At 25.4% G+C, this 20,630-nt stretch carries 15 protein-coding genes; all 15 read left to right on the top strand.

Features of this window, described 5'->3' with window-relative positions; all coding sequences use genetic code 4:
• The first annotated feature begins 69 nt into the window (after positions 1–69).
• On the top strand, positions 70–1,389 hold the full coding sequence (locus tag JRW51_RS00410) for a hypothetical protein (protein ID WP_250328716.1): 1,320 nt from the start codon (positions 70–72) through the stop codon (positions 1,387–1,389).
• Between the two features lie 100 nt (positions 1,390–1,489).
• Positions 1,490–2,968 carry an MATE family efflux transporter gene (locus JRW51_RS00405; RefSeq protein ID WP_250328715.1) on the top strand — a complete coding sequence of 493 codons (1,479 nt, stop codon included), beginning with the start codon at positions 1,490–1,492 and terminating at the stop codon, positions 2,966–2,968.
• Positions 2,969–2,991: 23 nt separating this feature from the next.
• Positions 2,992–5,181 (top strand): class I tRNA ligase family protein, encoded by a 2,190-nt coding sequence (locus JRW51_RS00400; RefSeq protein ID WP_250328714.1) that lies wholly within the window; start codon positions 2,992–2,994, stop codon positions 5,179–5,181.
• Positions 5,182–5,328: 147 nt separating this feature from the next.
• Positions 5,329–6,063, top strand: a complete 735-nt coding sequence (locus JRW51_RS00395) for a nucleotide exchange factor GrpE (protein ID WP_250328713.1) — start codon at positions 5,329–5,331, stop codon at positions 6,061–6,063.
• A 100-nt stretch (positions 6,064–6,163) separates the two neighbouring features.
• Positions 6,164–8,026, top strand: coding sequence for a molecular chaperone DnaK (gene dnaK, locus JRW51_RS00390; protein ID WP_250328712.1), 1,863 nt, complete (start codon positions 6,164–6,166; stop codon positions 8,024–8,026).
• A gap of 28 nt (positions 8,027–8,054) precedes the next feature.
• Positions 8,055–9,197, top strand: a complete 1,143-nt coding sequence (gene dnaJ / locus JRW51_RS00385) for a molecular chaperone DnaJ (RefSeq protein ID WP_250328711.1) — start codon at positions 8,055–8,057, stop codon at positions 9,195–9,197.
• A 151-nt stretch (positions 9,198–9,348) separates the two neighbouring features.
• Positions 9,349–10,572, top strand: a complete 1,224-nt coding sequence (locus tag JRW51_RS00380) for a hypothetical protein (protein ID WP_250328710.1) — start codon at positions 9,349–9,351, stop codon at positions 10,570–10,572.
• Between the two features lie 147 nt (positions 10,573–10,719).
• A complete protein-coding gene (locus tag JRW51_RS00375) occupies positions 10,720–12,300 on the top strand; it encodes an MFS transporter (RefSeq protein WP_250328709.1) in 1,581 nt (526 codons plus the stop codon).
• A gap of 28 nt (positions 12,301–12,328) precedes the next feature.
• The gene (locus tag JRW51_RS00370; protein ID WP_250328708.1) at positions 12,329–12,871 is read left to right on the top strand and encodes a hypothetical protein; all 543 of its coding nucleotides are present in this window, start codon (positions 12,329–12,331) and stop codon (positions 12,869–12,871) included.
• Between the two features lie 11 nt (positions 12,872–12,882).
• A complete protein-coding gene (locus JRW51_RS00365) occupies positions 12,883–14,016 on the top strand; it encodes an alkaline phosphatase family protein (protein ID WP_250328707.1) in 1,134 nt (377 codons plus the stop codon).
• Between the two features lie 36 nt (positions 14,017–14,052).
• Positions 14,053–15,669 carry an MFS transporter gene (locus JRW51_RS00360; protein ID WP_250328706.1) on the top strand — a complete coding sequence of 539 codons (1,617 nt, stop codon included), beginning with the start codon at positions 14,053–14,055 and terminating at the stop codon, positions 15,667–15,669.
• A 102-nt stretch (positions 15,670–15,771) separates the two neighbouring features.
• Positions 15,772–17,565: a hypothetical protein gene (locus tag JRW51_RS00355; protein WP_250328705.1), complete on the top strand. Its 1,794-nt coding sequence runs from the start codon at positions 15,772–15,774 to the stop codon at positions 17,563–17,565.
• A gap of 90 nt (positions 17,566–17,655) precedes the next feature.
• Positions 17,656–18,342: a response regulator transcription factor gene (locus tag JRW51_RS00350; RefSeq protein ID WP_250328704.1), complete on the top strand. Its 687-nt coding sequence runs from the start codon at positions 17,656–17,658 to the stop codon at positions 18,340–18,342.
• A gap of 152 nt (positions 18,343–18,494) precedes the next feature.
• Positions 18,495–19,490: a hypothetical protein gene (locus JRW51_RS00345; RefSeq protein WP_250328703.1), complete on the top strand. Its 996-nt coding sequence runs from the start codon at positions 18,495–18,497 to the stop codon at positions 19,488–19,490.
• 8 nt (positions 19,491–19,498) lie between these two features.
• Positions 19,499–20,626: a substrate-binding domain-containing protein gene (locus JRW51_RS00340; protein ID WP_250328702.1), complete on the top strand. Its 1,128-nt coding sequence runs from the start codon at positions 19,499–19,501 to the stop codon at positions 20,624–20,626.
• Positions 20,627–20,630 lie beyond the last annotated feature (4 nt).

Raw genomic sequence — 20,630 nt, 5'->3', positions numbered from 1 at the left:
AATTATTTAAAATATATTTAAGGTGTAGATTGTGCTTTTTTTGTATTTTTAACTTAAAAAAAATAAACTATGGAATTAGGTAAAGATTCATCTTTTTTTATAGACTTTGCTAAAGATGACAATTTTACTGTCACTAGTAACAGTTTGTTTTTTGATATTGATAATAAGACTTTACTTTATTTATATCAACCAATAATCGGAGCTAACGCTATTTCTTTATATTTAGTATGTTTAAATTATTTGTCTGTTGAAAATAGAAGTTTAAAAATTACTCAATCTACAGGAACCAGCGTTACATTTAATTACATCTGCAAATTATTAAAAGTAGATTTTAATGACTTATTAATAGCTAAAAAAACATTAGAAGCTGTTGGTTTATTAAAAACTTTTGTTGATAACACGAATAAAGACATTATTTTTTCTTTAATCCCGCCTCTAACACCAAATAAATTTTTTAGTAATGAATTTTTGAAAAACGCCTTTTTATATTATGTAAAAGATGAATATTTTCAGTTTACTAAAAAATTATTTATCACAAGAAAAATTTCATATAAAAACTATACGGATATTTCATCTGAAATTTCTGAAACTTTTGATCAAAATATTTTAAGAGATTTTGAACAACTAACAAACAGAAAAGAAGAAGATTTAAACGACTTAAACGACAATACTAATGATGGGGAAATTCATTTAACCGATCGTCATTATAATACACCCAATACAATTAATTACGAGAAATTTTCTCATTTTTTGAAATTATATAAATTAGAAAATGTCGTTAATGATGAAATATTAAATTTTTTACAATCTTTTAAAGTTGAATATAACTTAGATTACGAAATTTTATTAAAAGAATATAAAAATTTCTATGATAAAGAAGGTAAGTTAGATCACAACAATTACTTAAAGTTAATTGAACACTTTGAAAAATATGCTACTTCAAACCCCTTCCAAAATCCAATTTCTAAAAATAATACACAAGATATTCGTTGGCAAATAAATTACAATTTTAATGATTTTTTAAACCAAAATAATACAATGAATAAAATTGTTACGAACAAAATAAATCATTTAAATATTCGTAGTTTTTATTTATTCGTTTATTCTAAAGAAATCGATCGCAATGAAGAACAGTTTTTAATTCAATTAAAAGGATTATTTGGATTTGGAGATTTTATTATTAATTATTTAATATTTTATTCATTCATTAAAAATGGTTTTTTAAACCTTGCTTACATTGAAAAAATCGCTTCAACAATTGTTCATAAAAATCTTTTTACAGAAATTGCGTTAACAAAATTTTTTAATGATTTAATTAAAAAATCAAATCCAATTTCATTAAAAAAGCAGTTTGTTCAAAAAAATAATACAAATAGTCCCCGTTTATAAAAGATAGAAATTATTCATTTTATAATTTATAATTATTTGTAATATTTTGCCATAGTTGTACATTATATTGAAAGATATTTTGTAAAAAATGTTTTAAGTTATGCAATTTAAAAATCCAATAAAATCATTTTTTTATAGAAATAAAATAAGCAAACAATTTTTATTTTTAGCGCTTGGATTTATTTTACCAGCTACTTTTCAGTCAATTATTGAAGGTTCTATTAATCTAATCGATACTTTTATAATCGGTAATTATAATGCAAACGATATATTAGCAGTTTCGCTTGGTATTACCGTCTTTTTTGTTTTTTTTACCATTTTAATTGGTGTTTTAAGTGGTTTTAGTATTTTTAGTGCTCAATTTTTTGGAGCTAAAAAATACAAAGATTTAAGTGAAATTTATAAGTTAAGAATTTGAATAGGACTTATTATTTCGCTTCTTTTTTTTATATTTTGCAATTTATTTTCTAAATTTTTAATTAATATATCAATTGGAAGTAAAGATTTTATTCCACCACAAATAGTCAAGGACACACAAAACTATCTTTTATTTTCAACAATTTCATATTTTTTTATCGCTTTAAGTTATTCTATTCATTGGACTTTAAGAGATACAAGAAGAATGAAAATTTCTTTTTGAATAAGCATTATCGTATTAATTTTTAAAATATTTTTCTGTGTAATATTAACTTATGGAATTAAAATTAATGGTGTTACAATAATTCCAAGATTGGGCATTTTAGGATTAGCAGCTGGGGGATTAATTGTCAGAATTATTGAGTTTGGTTGTGTTTTTACGGTTATTTGTGTTAAAAAATATGAATTTTGATTTTCAATTAAATCTTTTTTCTTCCCTCATTTCAGTCTTTTAAGAAAAGTAAGTTTTAAAATGTGATCTGTAACCTTTAATGAAATTATTTGAGCATTTGCGGTTTTTTTACAATTTAGTTTTTATGGTTATTTAGGTACAACCGCTGTAAAGGAAATTCAAGCCGCTTATACAATTAATGATTTATTTTTTTCTGGTCTCTTTGGATTAGGATCTGGAGTCGGAGCCTTAGTAGGATATGAGTTAGGGAGAAATAAGCTCAAAGAAGCTTACAACAACTCTGTTAAAATTAATATTATTTCAATCGGTTTTTCGATTGTTTTAGGAATAGGATTATTGATTATTAGCAGTTTTTTACCAGAAATAATATTTAGTAAACTTCCAGTTGGACAAATTCATAACGTCCGCTTAATGTTAATTATTATCGGATTGTTTTTTCCATTTTATGCTTTTGCTTTTGTTTGTTACTACACAATTAGAGCTGGCGGTGATGTTATTTCAGTTTTTTTTCTAGACTCTATGTATACTTTGTTCATTACGACAATTGTAATTTTATTATTAACCCATTTTTTTAGTGCTTTAGGGATTGTTATTATCTTTTTAATAGGGGTAATTTGCGATGGTTTAAAGGCCTTTACTTCATACTTATTTTACAGACGTAAAAAATGATTAAAACAATTAAATGAAGTTCAAGAAGAAATAGAAATCAGCGATGATAAATTAAAAATATTAGAAAATAATAATGAATAATACCTTTGTTATAAATAATTTTTATGGAAATTAAAGAAGACAGAAGCATTTATAACTTCAAAAAAATAGAAGATTATAGTAAAAAAAAATGAGAAGATAATGATTTTTTTGAGATAGATTTAAATGATAAATCAAAACAAAAAAAATACTTTCTTGATATGTTCCCGTATCCATCTAGTAATGGTTTACATGTCGGACATATTCGTGGTTATTTAGCAACAGATATTTTTGCTCGTTATTATTTGTTAAAAGGTTACAATGTTTTTAAACCAATAGGATGAGATGCTTTTGGTCTGCCAGCCGAGCAATATGCAATTAAACATCATAAACCTCCAAAGGATTTTGTTTTAAAAAATATTTCTAATTTTAGAAATCAAATTAAAAGAGTTGGTTTTTATTTTAACTATAAATACGAAATAAATACAGCAGATCCTGCTTATTATAAAACTACACAGTTAATTTTTTTAAGACTTTTTAAGAAAAAACTAGCTTTTAAAAAAAGTATTCCTGTTAATTGATGTGAAAAATTAAAAACAGTTTTAGCGAATGAAGAAGTTATTAATTGTAACGGAAAACTTCTTTCAGAACGTGGTAGTTATCCCGTCATAAAGAAAGATATTATGCAATGGGTTTTAAAAATTACAAGTGATGCAAGACGTTTGCAAGATAATTTAGATAATCTTGAATGACCGAAAGATATTATTAAATTACAAAAAAACTGAATAAAATTAACGAATGGCTTTTTAATTAAAGGGACTATTTCTAAACAAAGTTTTGATATTTTTTTTGAAAGTAAATACCTAAAAACGTTTAATCCTCTTTTTTTAGCTATTACAAAAAATTCAGAAATATACAAATATTTAATTAAAAATTATGATCCTGAAAAATTATTAGTTGATGAAGTATTAAAGTATGAACAAGAAAATCAAAATAATATTGAAAATTGAGACTATTTTGATGTTATAAAAATTTTAGATCATAAAATTAATTTTAATTCATATTCTAAATCTTTACCAATTTTGCTTGTCACTAAACTTAATTCCAATTTAAATATTGACGAAGAAATTATTTTTGGAAAAGATATCAAAGAAAATAAAGTTATTTTTGAATATATTAATAACAACAAAAAACTTTTTACTTCTATATGAAATGAATTAAATAATCAAAAAGAAGAAAATGATATTTCAAGTGATCAAAATTTATTAAAATACAAATTGATAAAAAGTCATAAAACCCATCTTAAAGATTGAGTTTTTTCAAGGCAACGTTATTGAGGGGAACCTTTTCCGATCATATTGGATAATAATGATCCGCATCCGATGAAGGAAACAGATTTACCATTAGTCCTTCCTGAAACAAATGATTTTGATAAAGTTTATAATTTTTTCCCCCCATTAAAATTTTTTAAAAATTGGCAAGAAGTAAAATCAAAAACAAATCAACTATCTTTTAGAGAAATACATGTTATGCCACAATGAGCTGGTAGTTGTTGATACTATATTGGATATTTATTAAAAGCAAAAGATAATTATTTAAGTTTAGAATCAAAGGAAGCGAAAAACATTTTAAATTATTGGCTACCTGTAGATCTTTATATAGGCGGGAAAGAACATGCTGTTTTACATTTATTATATGCTAGGTTTTGACATCATTTTCTTTTTGATGAAAAAATTGTTTCATGTCAAGAACCTTTTAAAATGTTATACAATCAGGGTTTAATCTTAAATGATAAAGGCGAAAAAATGTCAAAGTCTGCTAATAACTATGTTTCACCAGATGAAATTATCGATAACTATGGAGCAGATGCGTTAAGAGTTTATGAAATGTTTATAGGACCGATTAACTTAAATTCAAAATGACTACCACATGGTGTTTTTGCAAGCAACAAATGATTAAAACGTGTTTATCGTTTTTTTACTGAATTAATCAAAGTTACAAAAACTCCATCACCTGAATTTGAACAAACCTGAAACAAAACAATTAAATTGGTTCCAAAAGATATAGAAGCTTTTAAATTCAACACATCTATTAGTAAATTTATGGTATTTATAAACTATTTATATAAAAACCCAGAAATCAATCTTGAATACACTAAAGCTTTTTTACAAATCTTTTCAACCTTTTGTCCTTTTTTATCTGAATATCTGTGAGATAAATTTAATCTAACACCAGAATCTATTTACAAAAGCAAGTTAAGCGAACATTTAAAGTAAAAGAAATTAAATTTATATTACATTTTTAACTCAAATCAAAATTTCTTTTTTTTATTTTTTTGTTTATAATCTTATTAGCATATTAAATATTGATTTGCTAAATAAAAATATTTCTAATGCGATATAACCAAAAATTGATAATAAATTGTGAAACATATTAAAAAAGACAACTTAAAAAATCACGACAACGATTATCAAGACAATCATGTTCAAAATAAAGATAATCGATGCATTACGCTTGATGATAAAACAGATTTTTCAAAATTAAGAAAAGATCACAAACTCTTTCTTGCTGATAAAACAAAAGATGATGTCGATCAAATTCTTTTCCTATTACAAAAATCATTGAATTTTATCAAAGAATCAAATGAAAAATTAATTGAACAAGAAGCATCAATTATTAAACTTCAAGGATTAAATTCAGAGTTAAAACAAAAAGTTTTACTTTATGAACCTTCTCATTTACAAGTCATGAAAGCCAAAAACACTTATGATTTGTATCTCAATAAAATTGAACAATTAAAAGCTGAACAAAAATATTCAGCAAAAAATTTTATTGAAAAAATTCTTGAACCTTTAACCTTTTTTGAAAAAGCAATCGAACATAGTTATGATGTTGAATTGAACAATGAAATGAAACAATGACTATCAGGATTTGAAATGATTCTTGATAAATTAAGATCAGCAATTCTATCAGAAGGATTGCAAGAAATTATTGTTAAAGTTGGAGACAAATTTAATGAAAAATATCATCATGCAATTGAACACGAAGCATCTTCGAAATTAGAAAATGGAACTATCACTAAAGTTATTCGTAAAGGCTATATTTTTCATGACATAGTTTTAAGTCATTCTCTAGTGAGAGTTGTAAAAAATAATTAAGATTTAACTATTTATTTTTTTAAAAACAACAATATTAAATATTAAACAAACAACCAAAAAAGTTAGAAAAATTAAAGATTACAAAACAAAAAAAACTAAAATGAGCAAAATTATTGGAATAGATCTAGGTACAACTAATTCATGTGTTTCAATCATGGAAGGTAAAGACGCAAAAATTATTATTAACAGCGATGGAAACAGAATAACACCTTCAGTTGTAGCCTTTAAAACGAATGGTGAAGTTATTGTTGGACAAGCTGCAAAAAACCAAGCAATTACTAATCCACAAAACACAATCGCTTCAATTAAACGTAAAATGGGAAGCAATGAAACGGTAAAAATTTCTGTTCAAGGAAAAACAAAAGAATATAAACCAGAAGAAATTAGTGCAATTATTTTACAAAAACTTAAAAAATTTGCAGAAGATTATGTAGGTCAAAAAATAACAAGAGCAGTTATTACAGTTCCAGCTTATTTTAACGATGCGCAACGTCATGCGACAAAAAATGCTGGTAAAATCGCTGGATTAACAGTTGAAAGAATTATTAATGAACCAACAGCTGCTGCATTAGCATACGGAATTGATAAAACTAATAAAGAACAAAAAGTTTTAGTATATGATTTAGGTGGTGGAACTTTTGATGTAAGTATTCTTGAGTTAGCACACGGAACTTTTGAAGTTTTATCAACAAGCGGAGACAATCATCTTGGTGGAGATGACTTTGATGCTGAAATTTCAAATTGATTAGTTAAAAATTTTAAAGCAGAACAAGGAATCGATTTATCAAAAGATTCAATGGCTTCTCAAAGATTAAAAGAAGCTGCTGAAAAAGCTAAAAAAGAATTAAGTTCTTCAGTTGAAGTAACAATTAATTTACCTTTCATTTCAATGAATCAATCTGGACCATTGCATTTAAATGCAAAATTAACAAGAGCTGAATTCAACAAAATGACAAAACATTTAGTTGAAAAAACTCTTAAACCATTAAAAACTGCCTTAAAAGATGCAAAATTAACTCCAAAAGATATTGATCAAGTTTTATTAGTTGGAGGAAGTACTAGAATTCCTGCAGTTTATGAACTTCTTGAAAAAGAAATGGGTAAAACAACAAACAAATCTATTAACCCTGATGAAGTAGTTGCGATTGGAGCTGGAATTCAAGGTGGAGTATTAACAGGTGATGTTAAAGATGTTTTATTATTAGATGTTACCCCTTTAAGTTTAGGAATTGAAACATTAGGTGGAATAATGACAACTTTAATTAATAAAAATACAACAATTCCTGTTAATAAATCACAAGTCTTTTCAACAGCAGAAAATAACCAACCAGCAGTTGATATTCATGTTCTTCAAGGTGAAAGACCAATGGCACTTGACAATAAATCATTAGGAAGATTCACTTTAACTGGTATTGATCCAGCACCAAGAGGAGTTCCGCAAATTGAAGTTACATTTTCAATTGATGTTAATGGAATTGTTTCAGTTGCTGCTAAAGATTTAAAAACTAATAAAGAACAATCAATTACTATTAAAGATAGTTCAGGTTTATCAGAAGAAGAAATTAACCGAATGATAAAAGATGCTGAAGAGCATAAAAAAGCAGATGAAGAGTTAAGAAAAAACACTGAAATTAAAAACAAAGCATCATCATGATTGCATCAAATCGAAGATACAATTGAAAAAACAAAAGATAAAATGGATGCTAAACAATTAGAAGAAGTCAATAAAGTTAAAGAAAAACTTGACACTGCTATTAAAGCTAACGATTATAAAGCAATGGAAGAAGAAGTAAAACAAATTGAAACAATGTTTGCTAAACTTCAAGAAAATTTAAGTGCTGAACAAATCAAAGAAATGCAAGAAAAATTTGCTAAAGAAGAAGCAGCTAAAAAAGCAGATAATACAGATTCTAAAGCAGATGATGGTGTTATCGATGCTGAAGTTGAACCTGTTAATAATTAAGTAGCTTATTTAAAACCATAATCATATCGTGAGCAAAGATTATTACAAAACATTAGCAATTAACAAGGATGCTACACCTGATGAAGTTAAAAGAGCATATCGTAAACTTGCTAAAGAATATCATCCTGATATTAATAAAGCCGCTGATGCTGAAAAAAAGTTCAAAGAAATTAATGAAGCTTATCAAGTTTTAAGTGATGAAAAATCAAGAAAAACTTATGATCAGTTTGGTTCAGAAGCATTTAAATACAATCAACAAGGACAAGGAAATCCCTTTGGAGCAGGCGGAGGATTTAGTTTTGATTTTGGCGATTTAAAAGATATTTTTTCAAGTTTTGGTGGTTTTGGCGGAGCTGGTTTTGATGGAAGAAGACAGCAAAGTGTTTCTGCTGATATGCAAACTAAAATCGAAATCACTTTTCTTGAATCAATGTATGGAACATCAAAAACTTTAAGAATCAAAAAATCAACCGAATGTAGTCATTGTCATGGTTCAGGAGCAGAAACTCCTAGCGATGTTCAAGTATGTCCTACCTGTCATGGTTCAGGAAAAATTGTTAAACAAACAAGAAGTCCGTTTGGAGTTATTCAACACGAATCTATTTGTCCTACTTGTCATGGTGTTGGTAAAATAATTTCTAAAAAATGTCATGTTTGTGGTGGTTCTGGTAAAGAATCGATTGTTACAAATATCAAAATAGATATTCCTGCTGGAATTCATTCAAATCAAAGAATTAGACTTCAAGGCAAAGGTGGTTATGATTCAAGATTAAGAAGATATGGCGATTTATATATCAATGTTTTTGTCTATGGACATCCATTTTTTAAACGTGAAGATGATGATTTAATCCTTGAGGTTCCTGTTTATTATGCAGATGTTATTAACGGTACTTCAATCGTTGTTCCAACTTTATGGGGTGATGTTAAAATGAAAATACCCCCAGGGACACATGAAAAACAAATTTTCAAAATTAAAAACAAAGGTGCTCCGGTTATTAACAAAAAAAATCGCTACGGTGATTTATATGTAATTGTTGAAATTATTGTTCCAAATAAAGCTGATATTTCATTTGCTGAACAAGAAAAAATCGATGAAATTCAAAGCGTTCATCGTTCAAGAACGACAAAAGAATACATCAATAAAGTTAAAGATACGATTATTGAAAATTAAAAAAAGCATAAATTACTTTTGTTAACAATATTTTAAGTTAATGCCATACATTTTAGATGTATGGTATTTTTTTTATAGAGTCTTTTTTTCTTCATAATAAAAGAAAAGAGATTATTATTTTTCAAAAAAAATTATCCAAACTTCCAACAATATGAAACATTTATTAAAGCTCCAAAAATTTATTAAATTTCTTTACTTTTTATTTTATGCTTTGATTTTTATTGTTTTAGTTCTTTCAATCTATTCTTTAATCAATACATATGTTGTTTCTAAGTTAAATAATTTGTGAGTCTTATTACTCATTTATGTTGCATCAGCTGTCATCATTTTATTTTTATATATCATAATCAAAATGATAGATTTTATAATTTATAAAAAAGATCAAAAAATAAATAATTTATCAAATCAATTAGTTGTTGAAAAGCTACAAGTTAATTGAAATAAACTTTTACAAAAAGATGGAGATCAAAAAATCAATCCTATTTTCAACGTTGTAGATGGTGATTATCAAACATTCAAACCCATTTTTGAAAACGATAACTCTAAACCAATTTTTATTCTTGCTAACAAAGGAAGCGGGAGAACAACTTTTTTAAAAAAAATTTTAGAAGAAAATAGGCAAAAATTTTATTTCATTGTTGTTGATGCACGAACTTGAAAGTACGGAACAAGTAGTTTAAATAACAGTCAAAAATTTTTAAGTTATTTTGACAACATTCCAAAAAAATTCGGACAAAATAAAAATTCAATTGTTAAATCAAGTTTAAGCGCTGCTAGAATTGCAATCGATGTTATTTTAACAACCCTTGTTAAAAGTAAATCAGCAGATTTTAAAACAAATGAAAGAATTTTTCCAATTGATAACAGCGATATCAATGTCAAAAATATTCATGAAATTATTCAATCTTACAATAAATTATCACTGAATAATATTTGTTTTTTAATAGATCATTTAGATGATTTACCAGAAAATAATTTATTTGATATATGTTCATTAATTGATTATTTTTTTGCTCAACCAAATTCTAAATTTAAGTTTGTCATTACCTATAACAAAGCCCAGTTAAAAAAAATTAAAACTGATAACTCTCTTTCTTTAATTCGTTATATTGGACCTGTTTTTGATTTAAAAGATAAAACAGATTGGCTAGATTTTGTTTCAAAATATGTAGAAGATTACACTTTATCAGTTTATGATAAAAACGATTTTAAAAATTTTTTAAATTACATAAAAACATACCATAAAGAAAATAACAAAGAATTGAGTTATTTATCAGTAATAACCATCATTGATGACTATTTATTATTTTCAACCGATTTTAGTAACAGCAAAATAAATGCTTATTTCACCTTAAAAAAAACTTTAATCAATTAAAGTTTTTATTCTAATTTTTTTAATTTATTTATTTTTATAATTTAAAAGTTATTTTAGTTGCGCGATGGAGTTAAAAAAGGTTTAATATATATTAGATAAAAGCGTTTTTGACAAAAACTTCATAAAAAAAAGATAATAAACTTTATTATGTTTAAAAAACTTTTTGCTGGATTAAGTATCCGTTGACAAATTATTCCAATCATTGCGCTAGCATTTAGTGATCTAGCAATTTTTGCCTTTCCATCGTATCTTTCTAATTTTTTACCAAACCTTCAAAGTGATATGGGGATCGCAGATTCTCAACTATCTTTGATCAGAAGTATTTACGGTGGTATTAAAATATTTTTATATATTTTTGCGATGTCTTTTGCAGATAAATTTAAATGTAAAACTTTAATTTTGATTGGTATTTTTGGAATGTTTTTAACCGGCATTTGATATAGTTTAGTTCCAATAATTTGAACTCCTGGGAATCCTTCCCCAGACGTCTATACAGCAAATTTTTATAATTATTTAGTTATCTTTATTTTAATCGCTATTTTTACAGGTTTATTTTTCTGAGCTCCACTATGAAAGTTAATTGCTCTTCAAGGAAAAAGAGAACAAGTTTCAACAATGAATGGACTTGAAGGTTCATTTAATGGTTTCTTTGGTTCAATTATTGCTATCATAGGAACAATTTTTTTCTTTATAGATCCTAAAGTCGATGGTCACAGCATCGGCTTTTTTGTTTTAACATCTTGTTATTCGCTTGTCTTAATTTGTTCATTTTTTGCGGTTGGGAAATTCGTTGTAGAAGATCGAAAAGAAGTTTCTACTTTTGATTTTAAAGGTAATATTAAAGCATGTTTTGGGAATGCCAAAAGTCCAAAATTATGATTATATGGTATTTCAGTTATGGGAATTTACATGTATCAAATGGCTTTAAGCGGTTACACCGATTACATGAAAAATGTCTTTTTATTTTCAGGAGTAGTTGTCTTTATTTTAGGACTTTCAAAAACTTATCTAATGCGGTTTGTTTCATCTTATTTTATGGGGCGTTTCGCTGACAAGAAAAATCATTACACACTTTATATTCTTTGAGGACTTGTAATTTCATCCGCCTTAACCTTGATGGTTATTCTTTTGCCAGGGTTTGGGAATAATTTTAGAGATGAAACTTCACAATGATATTTCATTCCAATTCAAATCCTTGCTGGTTTAAATATGGTTTGTTTGGGTTTTTCTGCTTGATGTTTAGTAACCATTCGTTGAAGTGCAATAGCAACAGAGTTAAAAATTCATGAAAAGCAATATTCAGGAGCAGTTGCGTTTGTTTCATTTATAGCTTTTCTACCAGATGCATACTTTCAAGCTGTTAAGTCAGCAATTCAATCAGACCATCAAGTTTGATATCCTGCTTTACATAAAAATGCGACAAGTCAATTAGGAAATCAGTATATATTATTATTTTCATTAGCAGTTGGTTTGTTTGGTTTAGTATCTGCCTTTTTGCTTTGGTTTTGAATATATAAATATCCAAATAGCGAAAGAATGAATAAATTTGTTCAAAAAGTTCGTAATAAACTTCTTTTTTATTGCAAAAAACAAGCCACTCCAAACATAGAACAAAAAACAGACAGTAATGTAATTAGTAGACTTGAAAGTTTTAAAACTAAATGACTGTTGATATTAGCCAAATTTAAAAAAACGTTGTTCCTTTCACCTATAAGATCATTATTATAAGTAATAAAAATTTTACAAAATTATTAAAATGTTAGTATTAATTTTAATTAAAAATTTAAGCTATAAAAGCTTTATCGAAAATAAAGAAAAATTAAACTTTTCGTTTCTTTTTCAAAAAATAAGATCTGGATTACCCAATCTTGCAAGATTTAATAAAAAAATTATTTTAAATGATGGATTACCAACTGAACTAATAGCTGCAGGTTTTGAAAGCTCAAAGATTATTCAAAACAAAGATATTTTAATTCTCAATAAAACTTCTGACCTTAACATTTCTGATATTTATCAACAAATTAATGAGATAGTTAATTGTTTTACTAACAAATGTAAAAATACTAATTTTGTCATTGTTAGCACTGAAGGAGAAAAAGATCCTGGAACAATAACAGGCGGAGGAGTTCAAGATAAAGATATCAATTTACCTGTTATTTTCGCTGGTCCTTATTTTGAGTCTAAAAAAATTGAAGATAAGTTTTACACTATCAATGATGTCGCTATTACGATTAATAGTTTTTATAACGAATTTATTGAAAATAAACGTGGTAAAAAAATCAATTTCATCAAAAATTAAAAGAGATTATTATGAAAAAAACACTTGATAGTACTAACCAAATTAAACACACAATAATATTTGGCGCTGATGCTTTCGGAAGTTATTTAATCAGAAATAATTTAGATAATCTTCCAAACCTAAAAAAAATAATTAAAGATGGAGCTTATTCATTAAAAAGTCATGCCGTTTTTCCTTCTGTTTCTGCTAATAATTGGAACACATTAATGCGTGGCGTTTCAACCAATATTCACGGTAAGACAGAATGAAATTCATCAACTCCTGAACTAGATAAGTACGATGACAAATATTTAAATCCACCAAGTATTGTTAAATTAACAAAGGAAAGATTTCCAAATAAAAAAGTTGCTGTTTTTTTTAGATGACCGCAATGGAATGATATCGTTGAATTAGATTTAGCTGATTATTATTACAATCCAGTTTCAAAAGAAGATCAAGAACACTGAGGGACAACCCCTAAATCATTAACTATCAATTATCAAGACAACATGTTAGTCAATTATGATATTGTAGATAAAGCGATCGAATATTTTAAAAAAGAGAAACCATTCCTTTTAATCATTTATGTTAATGAACCTGATACAACTGGACATGTTTATGGTCATCAAACAGATTACATATTTGAACGAGCCAAAGTTATTGATTATTGATTAGGAGAAGTTTTAAAGATGATAGAAGAAGATGATGAAGTTAGAAAAACGACTTTATTAACTTTTCTTGCTGATCACGGTGGAGTCGCTTGTGATGATGAATGTCATGGAGGACTTAATCCGTTAGAGTTAACAGTACCGATGATTTTCTATGGGAAAATGGTAAAAAGATGACATATCCCATACCCTTTAATGCATTATGATTTTGCTAAAACGCTTCTTTGAAGACTAGACATTCCTTTTCCTGATTACTGAAATGGTAAAAATCTTTCTTTTATGTTTAAAGATTGAGATAATGGACGACTATGTCTATATCAAAGATATGGAGGAGCTACTTATGCTCTTTATTGAAAAGCTAAAAATATATTTTTATCAATCGGTGAAAAAAGAGCAATCGATAATGCAATCATCTTTGCTAAGAAAAACAAAATACAATATCTTTATTTGTACGATGAAGATAAGAATTTATTAAAAAGGATAAAAATTAGTATATAAACCATACATTTAAAAAATAAATAATAGTTGTAATTTATGAAACGGATAAAAAATTTTTTATTTAAAGACTTAAGTTTTCGTTGACAAGTTATTCCGATTGCTGTTTTAGCTTTAAGTGATTTAGCCATATTTGCATTTCCATCCTATCTTTCAAATTTTTTACCTAATCTTCAACATGATATGCAGATTACAGATTATCAGTTGTCACTTGTTAGAAGTATTTATGGAATAGTTAACATCGTTTTATATGTCTTTGCGATGTCTTTTGCAGATAAGTTTAAATGTAAAACTTTAATTTTAATTGGTGTTTTTGGAATGTTTGTCATCGGGGTATGATATTCATTGGTACCAATTATTTGACCCAACCCCAATCCCCATGATTATGTCTACAGCACTGCTTTTTGAAATTATCTGTTAATATTTATCGCGATGGGAGTTTTCTCGGTTTTGTTTTTTTGATCTCCGCTATGAAAACTAGTAGCAATGCAAGGAAAAAAAGAACAAGTTGGAACAATGAATGGTCTTGAAGGATCAATCAATGGATTTTTAGGGGCATTAATTGCTGTTATAGGGACAATCTTCCTTTTTATCAATCCCCAAGTCGGGCACATTCATATCGGATTTTTAGTTTTAACATCTTGCTATTCTGTGTCACTTCTTATCTCTTTCATTTTTGTTATTAAATATGTAAGAGAAGATGAAGTGAAAACAAAATCTAAATTAAATCTTTGAAACAACTTTAAAGCTTGTTTTAAAAACGCGGCAAGTCCAAAACTTTGACTATATTCAATTTCAGTAATGGGCATTTACATGTATCAGATGGCGTTAAGTGGTTACACTGATTACATGAAAAATGTCTTTTTATTTTCTTCAATTGTTGTCTTTATCTTAGGACTTTCAAAAACTTATTTAATGCGATTTGTCTCTTCATTTGTTATGGGAAGATTTGCTGATAAAAAAAACCATTATATTCTTTATATTACGTGAGGGTTAGTTATCTCAACCACTTTAACTCTTTTGGTAATTATTCTCCCAGGATTTTATAACAATTTTAGAGATCATTCCCAAGCTTGATACTTTATTCCAATTCAAATTCTTGCCGGTTTAAATATGATTTGTTTAGGATTTGCAGCTTGATGTTTAGTAACTATTCGTTGAAGTGCTATAGCAACAGAGTTAAAAATTAATGAACAACAATATTCAGGAGCGGTTGCTTTTATTTCATTCATCGCTTTTCTTCCAGATGCTTTCTTCCAAGCAGTTAAATCAGCGATTCAATCTCATCATCAAGTTTTATATCCATCAATTGGGTATGCTACTGATCAGTTAGGAAATCAATTAATTATGTTATTTTCAATTGCTGTCGGTTTAGTTGGACTTTTAGCATCATTTCTTTTATGATATTGAATTTATAAACTACCTACTGATGGTAAAATCAATAAACACATCACAAAAGTACAAAACCAAATGCTAAACATTAACACAAACTCACCTCAAGATCCTAAAGAGTACAAAATAAAAATAAATCAATTTATATTCACATACATCTATAGAAGATATATTTTAAGATGAAAAAATATTATTGATTTAAGAATTTTAATTTATTTAAGATCTATTCTCCTTCTAAAAGTTAGTTTATTGAGGGTTCAATAATTATTAGAAATAACCAGATGTTTAGTCTGGTTATTTTTTTTATGATTATTTAAATAAAATTATAATTCTATAATAATATATACAAACAACAAAAATCCGTTAATGAATTTTTTGATTTTTATTCTTATTTTTTTATCCTTTTTTGTAGGTTGAGCTTTGATATTATTTTATCTATTGCTAAAAAAACAAAAAAAACATTTTAATTTTCATTTTTTACCAGCATTGATTAAAATTGATAAATTAAAAAATGAATTCACAACTACTAGTAATGAGTTATGAATTAAACCGAACAGAGAATATGTTCTTAATAATTTTTCAGATATTTTTTCCTTAAATGCATATACAATCAAAGAATGTGTTAAAAAGTACAACAATATCGAAGAAGTTCCCAATTTATATTTAACAATTAAAACAGATGTTAAATTAAAAGATGGAACTCTTTTACCTTGTTTTTTTAAAATTACAAAATTAACTAATGAAAAAGTAGAAGCATTACTTATTTTTAATAATATTTTTAATGTCCAACAATTTAAAAGTTCTGATGCAGTAATTAAAGAACTTCCAGAACGGGTTTATAACTATTTTAATTTTAGTAATTTTATTTATAAGATTTATACCAAGCAAACAACGAATAGTCAAATTTTTAAAAAATTTGATTATCGAAGATATGGCGTTATCGGAACAATTAAAATCGAAAATTTTTTTAGATACCTTTTTAACCATGATTATGCTACTGAGTATTTAAATCGCTATATCATTAATTTAATTAAAATTTTATATTCAACTTTAGGTAAGGATATTATTATTTTTTTTTCAACAATTAACGAAATAATCATTTACAAACCGCATATCAAAAATAGACTTCATTTAAAAAAAATAGATAGCGCTTTTAATAAAAGAATATTTACAAAATTAAATTATTTTAATAATTTTTTCCAAGTTAAAGTAAGATCAGGATATTATATTTTTAAAAATAAAAATAATTTAAATCAAACAGTTTCATTAGATCTATCATTTAAATACGCTCAAATTGCTTTATTGCTAGGACAACATAATCAATGTGATTTTTATACTATTTTTGATACTCAAAATCAATATTTAAATGTATTTTTAAAGACTTTTTCTTTTTCGTTCTTAAAATCAAAAAACTTTTTAAATTTAAACTTTTCACCAATTTATAAAGAAAAAAGAAAAATAAATAATCCATTAGGTTATTTAATAGATATTTTTGACCAACCAGAAACCAATTTCTGAGCAATTAATTTTTGAAACAAAACAGCAGAAAAATTTTTCTTTAATATTCCAGCCGAACAAACATCATATTTATTGCAGGTTATTAAATATATTTTTTCTGAAATAAATAAAAATATTATTGTTCAAAAAGAGCATCTTGCTAAAAGCGCAAAATCGAAAAAAAAACCATCTTTAACTTATTTCATCAGCATTTCTTTTGAAATATTATTTGATAATTTAACCGTAATAAGCGATATGTTAAAAGCGAATAATTTAACCAATTATGTTTGCTTCTTTATAAATAACTTATTTTTTACAAACCATTATAAATTATTTAAAATAGTTGAATTCTTTAAAGAAAAAAATATTTTATTTTCTTTTTATGCTAATATTTTTAATCGCGAACAATTAAATTTAATTTTAGTAACAAAACCCAAATACATTTTTATCGATAAATTTGTTAGTAAAAAAATTTTAAGCAATATATACTTTTTAAATCGTTTTAGAATTTTTATTAATAACTGCTATTACAACAGCGTTAACCTTTGTTTCGAAAGCAATCCTGGCATTTCTGATAGTTTTTATAAATACATAACTCATCCAACTTCAAAAGATTTATCTTCAGAACAGAAACACAAATTTAAATATTATTTCTATAACTAATTTTTAATTATTCTTTATAATAATAGACCGATATATAAAAAAATAGATATATTAAGTTTTTAAATTTAAGTTAATTTTTTCAAAAATACAATGGACAAACTTTCAGTTTTATTTCTTGATGATGATTATTATTTCTTATCTGAAATTAAACAAAAATCACAAAAGCACCAACATTTTAATTTTTCTTTTTCAAGTACGATTGAAAACGCAATCAGTTTATGTAGAGCAAACTACTTTGACTTAATTATTATTGATGTTAATTTAAGTTATGAAAGCGGTTTTCAGTTTTATAAATGATTAAAAAAAAATAAAATAGATAGCAAAATTATTTTTATAACCGCTTTTTTTCTAAACGAAAAAGTTGAAGAAAAAAGTCTTAAACTTGAAGTTTATGATTTTTTTAGAAAACCAATTTCTTGAACAGCACTTAAATATCGCCTTTTACGTTTTTATAAAGAATTTAAAAACCAACAACTAACAACAAATATATCAATTAAAAGCGATGATTTGAATCATCATTTTATCATCGAAGGAAAAAAGATCAATTTTACAAAAAAAGAATACAGATTATTTTTATCTTTAATTGAAAACCAAAACCAAATATTATCACGAAAATACTTAGCATCATTATTTGATGAAGAGTATGTAAATACTTCAAGAAGTTTAGATGTTATGATATCCCAAATTAAGAAAAAAATTATTAATTTTAATGACTTAATTTCTATTTCAAGTGTTTATAAAAAAGGATATCAATTAATAATTAATGATAAAAAATAATATTTATATCAATGTCCAAATATTTTTCATTTAATTCCAAACTTATTTTAAAATTATTGATATTTTCGTTTTTAATAATTTTATTTTTAAATATAGGTAAATTTCATTTTTTTCTAACTTTTATAATCATCATTTCTTTTTTGTTTTTTATTATGTTGGAAGTTTATTTTTTCAACTTAACAAAAGAACATTTATCGTATCTTGATCTTTTGATGATATTAAAATTATTTTGGATTAATCTGAATTCAAATCATATAATAACAATTATTTTTAAAGACTCAATCATCTTTAAGAACAAAAAGTTTTATCAAAATCAGTTATCATTATTACAAGATAAACAACTAGTTACTTATTTTAATAATTTTTTTTCACATAAAACAAAAAACAATTTATTAATCAAAAATAGATTATTTAGAATTTATTTTGAAGAAGTATTTATAAATAAATATAAATGTTATTATGTAGTTTGAAAACCAATTAAAAATTCAGAAATTGATCAGAGTTTTTCGTTCCTGTTTCGTAACATAATTAACTTTATTAATCATGAAATTAATTCTTCACTTCAAAATATGATTTTAACGTCCAATAAAAAGAAAACAGAATATCATGTTACAAAAATAAAAAACTTTTTAAAAACTTTAGAATTAATATCTTTAAAGGAAAGCGATATCAAAAAATTTGAGATAAATAAAGAAATAGATCTTAATTTAGTTATTAGAGATTATCTTAAAATCATAAAATCTATTTTTAAAAATATTAAAATAAAATTTATTAATTATAATAAGAGCAAAAATATTAAAGTTTGAATACATTATGAAGTTTTTTGGTTATGCTTAAATAATATAGTTTTTAACAGCATTATTCATTCGATGGATAATTTTGATGATTTAGAAATAAAAATAACTTTAGGTAATAATAATAACTATAATTTTGTTACAATTAAAGACAATAATCAACCAATAAATGATAAAATTTTAAAAACAATAAATCAAAAAAATATAGATTCGCTTGATATTCTTTTTTTATTAAAGAATCTTGGCAAAGGGTTAAACATAACACTATATTTATTAACTTTATATAATATTAAATTTTTCATTTCTTCAAAAAAGTTAAATAATCAAGTAAACATTTTATTTAATAAATCCTAAATACTAAAATGTCGACCAAATTTTTAAAATATTTTAAAAATCAAAAAAAATCACTCCTTTATTTATTTTTTCTTTTTATCGTTTTTTTAGCTTTTTTATTAACCATGGTATTTCCAAGCGGTAATGTTATTTTTGCTAACGGGAGCACAACAGTTTTACCGTTATTAGAAAATCTTGGATATAAATATTTTAATGACACTAATGAAACAAAAATTGGTGTTTCAGGCGGGGGAAGTACAGTTGGAATCAATTTCATAATGAATAAATTGACAAACATCGGGAATGCTTCAAGAAATCCTGAAGATGTCGAGTATAAGACATCAACTTGAAAAAACAATCAACTTTCTACTTTTCCAATTGCATATGACGGGATTATCTTTGGTGTTAACGCAAAAGGAGTAAATATTTCTCCAAATGATGTTTTCACAATCGACGTTCTATACAAATTATTTTCTGGAAAAGCTAAAACTTGAAAAGATGTTTTCCCAGATTGTAATCCTGTTCCTGTCTATTTAATTTCAAGAGAGAACGGAAGCGGGACAAGAGATAGTTTTTATAATGCGATGAAAGCTTACGGTCATCCAGATATGAAACTTCCAGATTCAAAAAATCTTTCAATTTCAAATTCAAACGGACTAAGTCTTTCTATTTTATCAATGATGAAGGGTTCGATTGCCTATTTACCTTTAAGTTATATTAATATTATCAAATCCAATTACAATTTTATTGATTTGCCAAAAATAAAATACAATACTCAATCAACAGATGTAATCGATCCAAATAGCAAAAATGTTTCAGATGATATATTTAAGAATGGTGTTTTACATCCAAACGATCCAAACTATTATTTATTTTGGCACCCTTTAAATTTAATCATCAGTTTAGAAGATGCTAAGAAAAAATATTTATTTGATTTTTTAAACTGGATTCTTGGACCGAAAGGTAAATCGATTGTAGATGATCAAAAATATATTAATATATATTGTAGTGATCAAAAATGTGGCGGACATTCTAATGAAATAGTCATAGTCAATAAAATCGGTGATAGTTATCTTTCATTTGATCGATATATGAAAACATTTATAGAAGTATCTGATTATAATAAGCAAATTCAACCTTATTGATGAAATAATTAATTTT

The sequence above is a fragment of the Mycoplasma sp. SG1 genome (genome assembly GCF_023612375.1).
In the GTDB taxonomy this organism is placed as follows: Bacteria; Bacillota_I; Bacilli_A; order Mycoplasmatales; family SG1; genus SG1.
The sequence above is the reverse complement of the archived record's forward strand: the minus strand, read 5'-3'. Positions and strand labels throughout refer to the sequence as shown.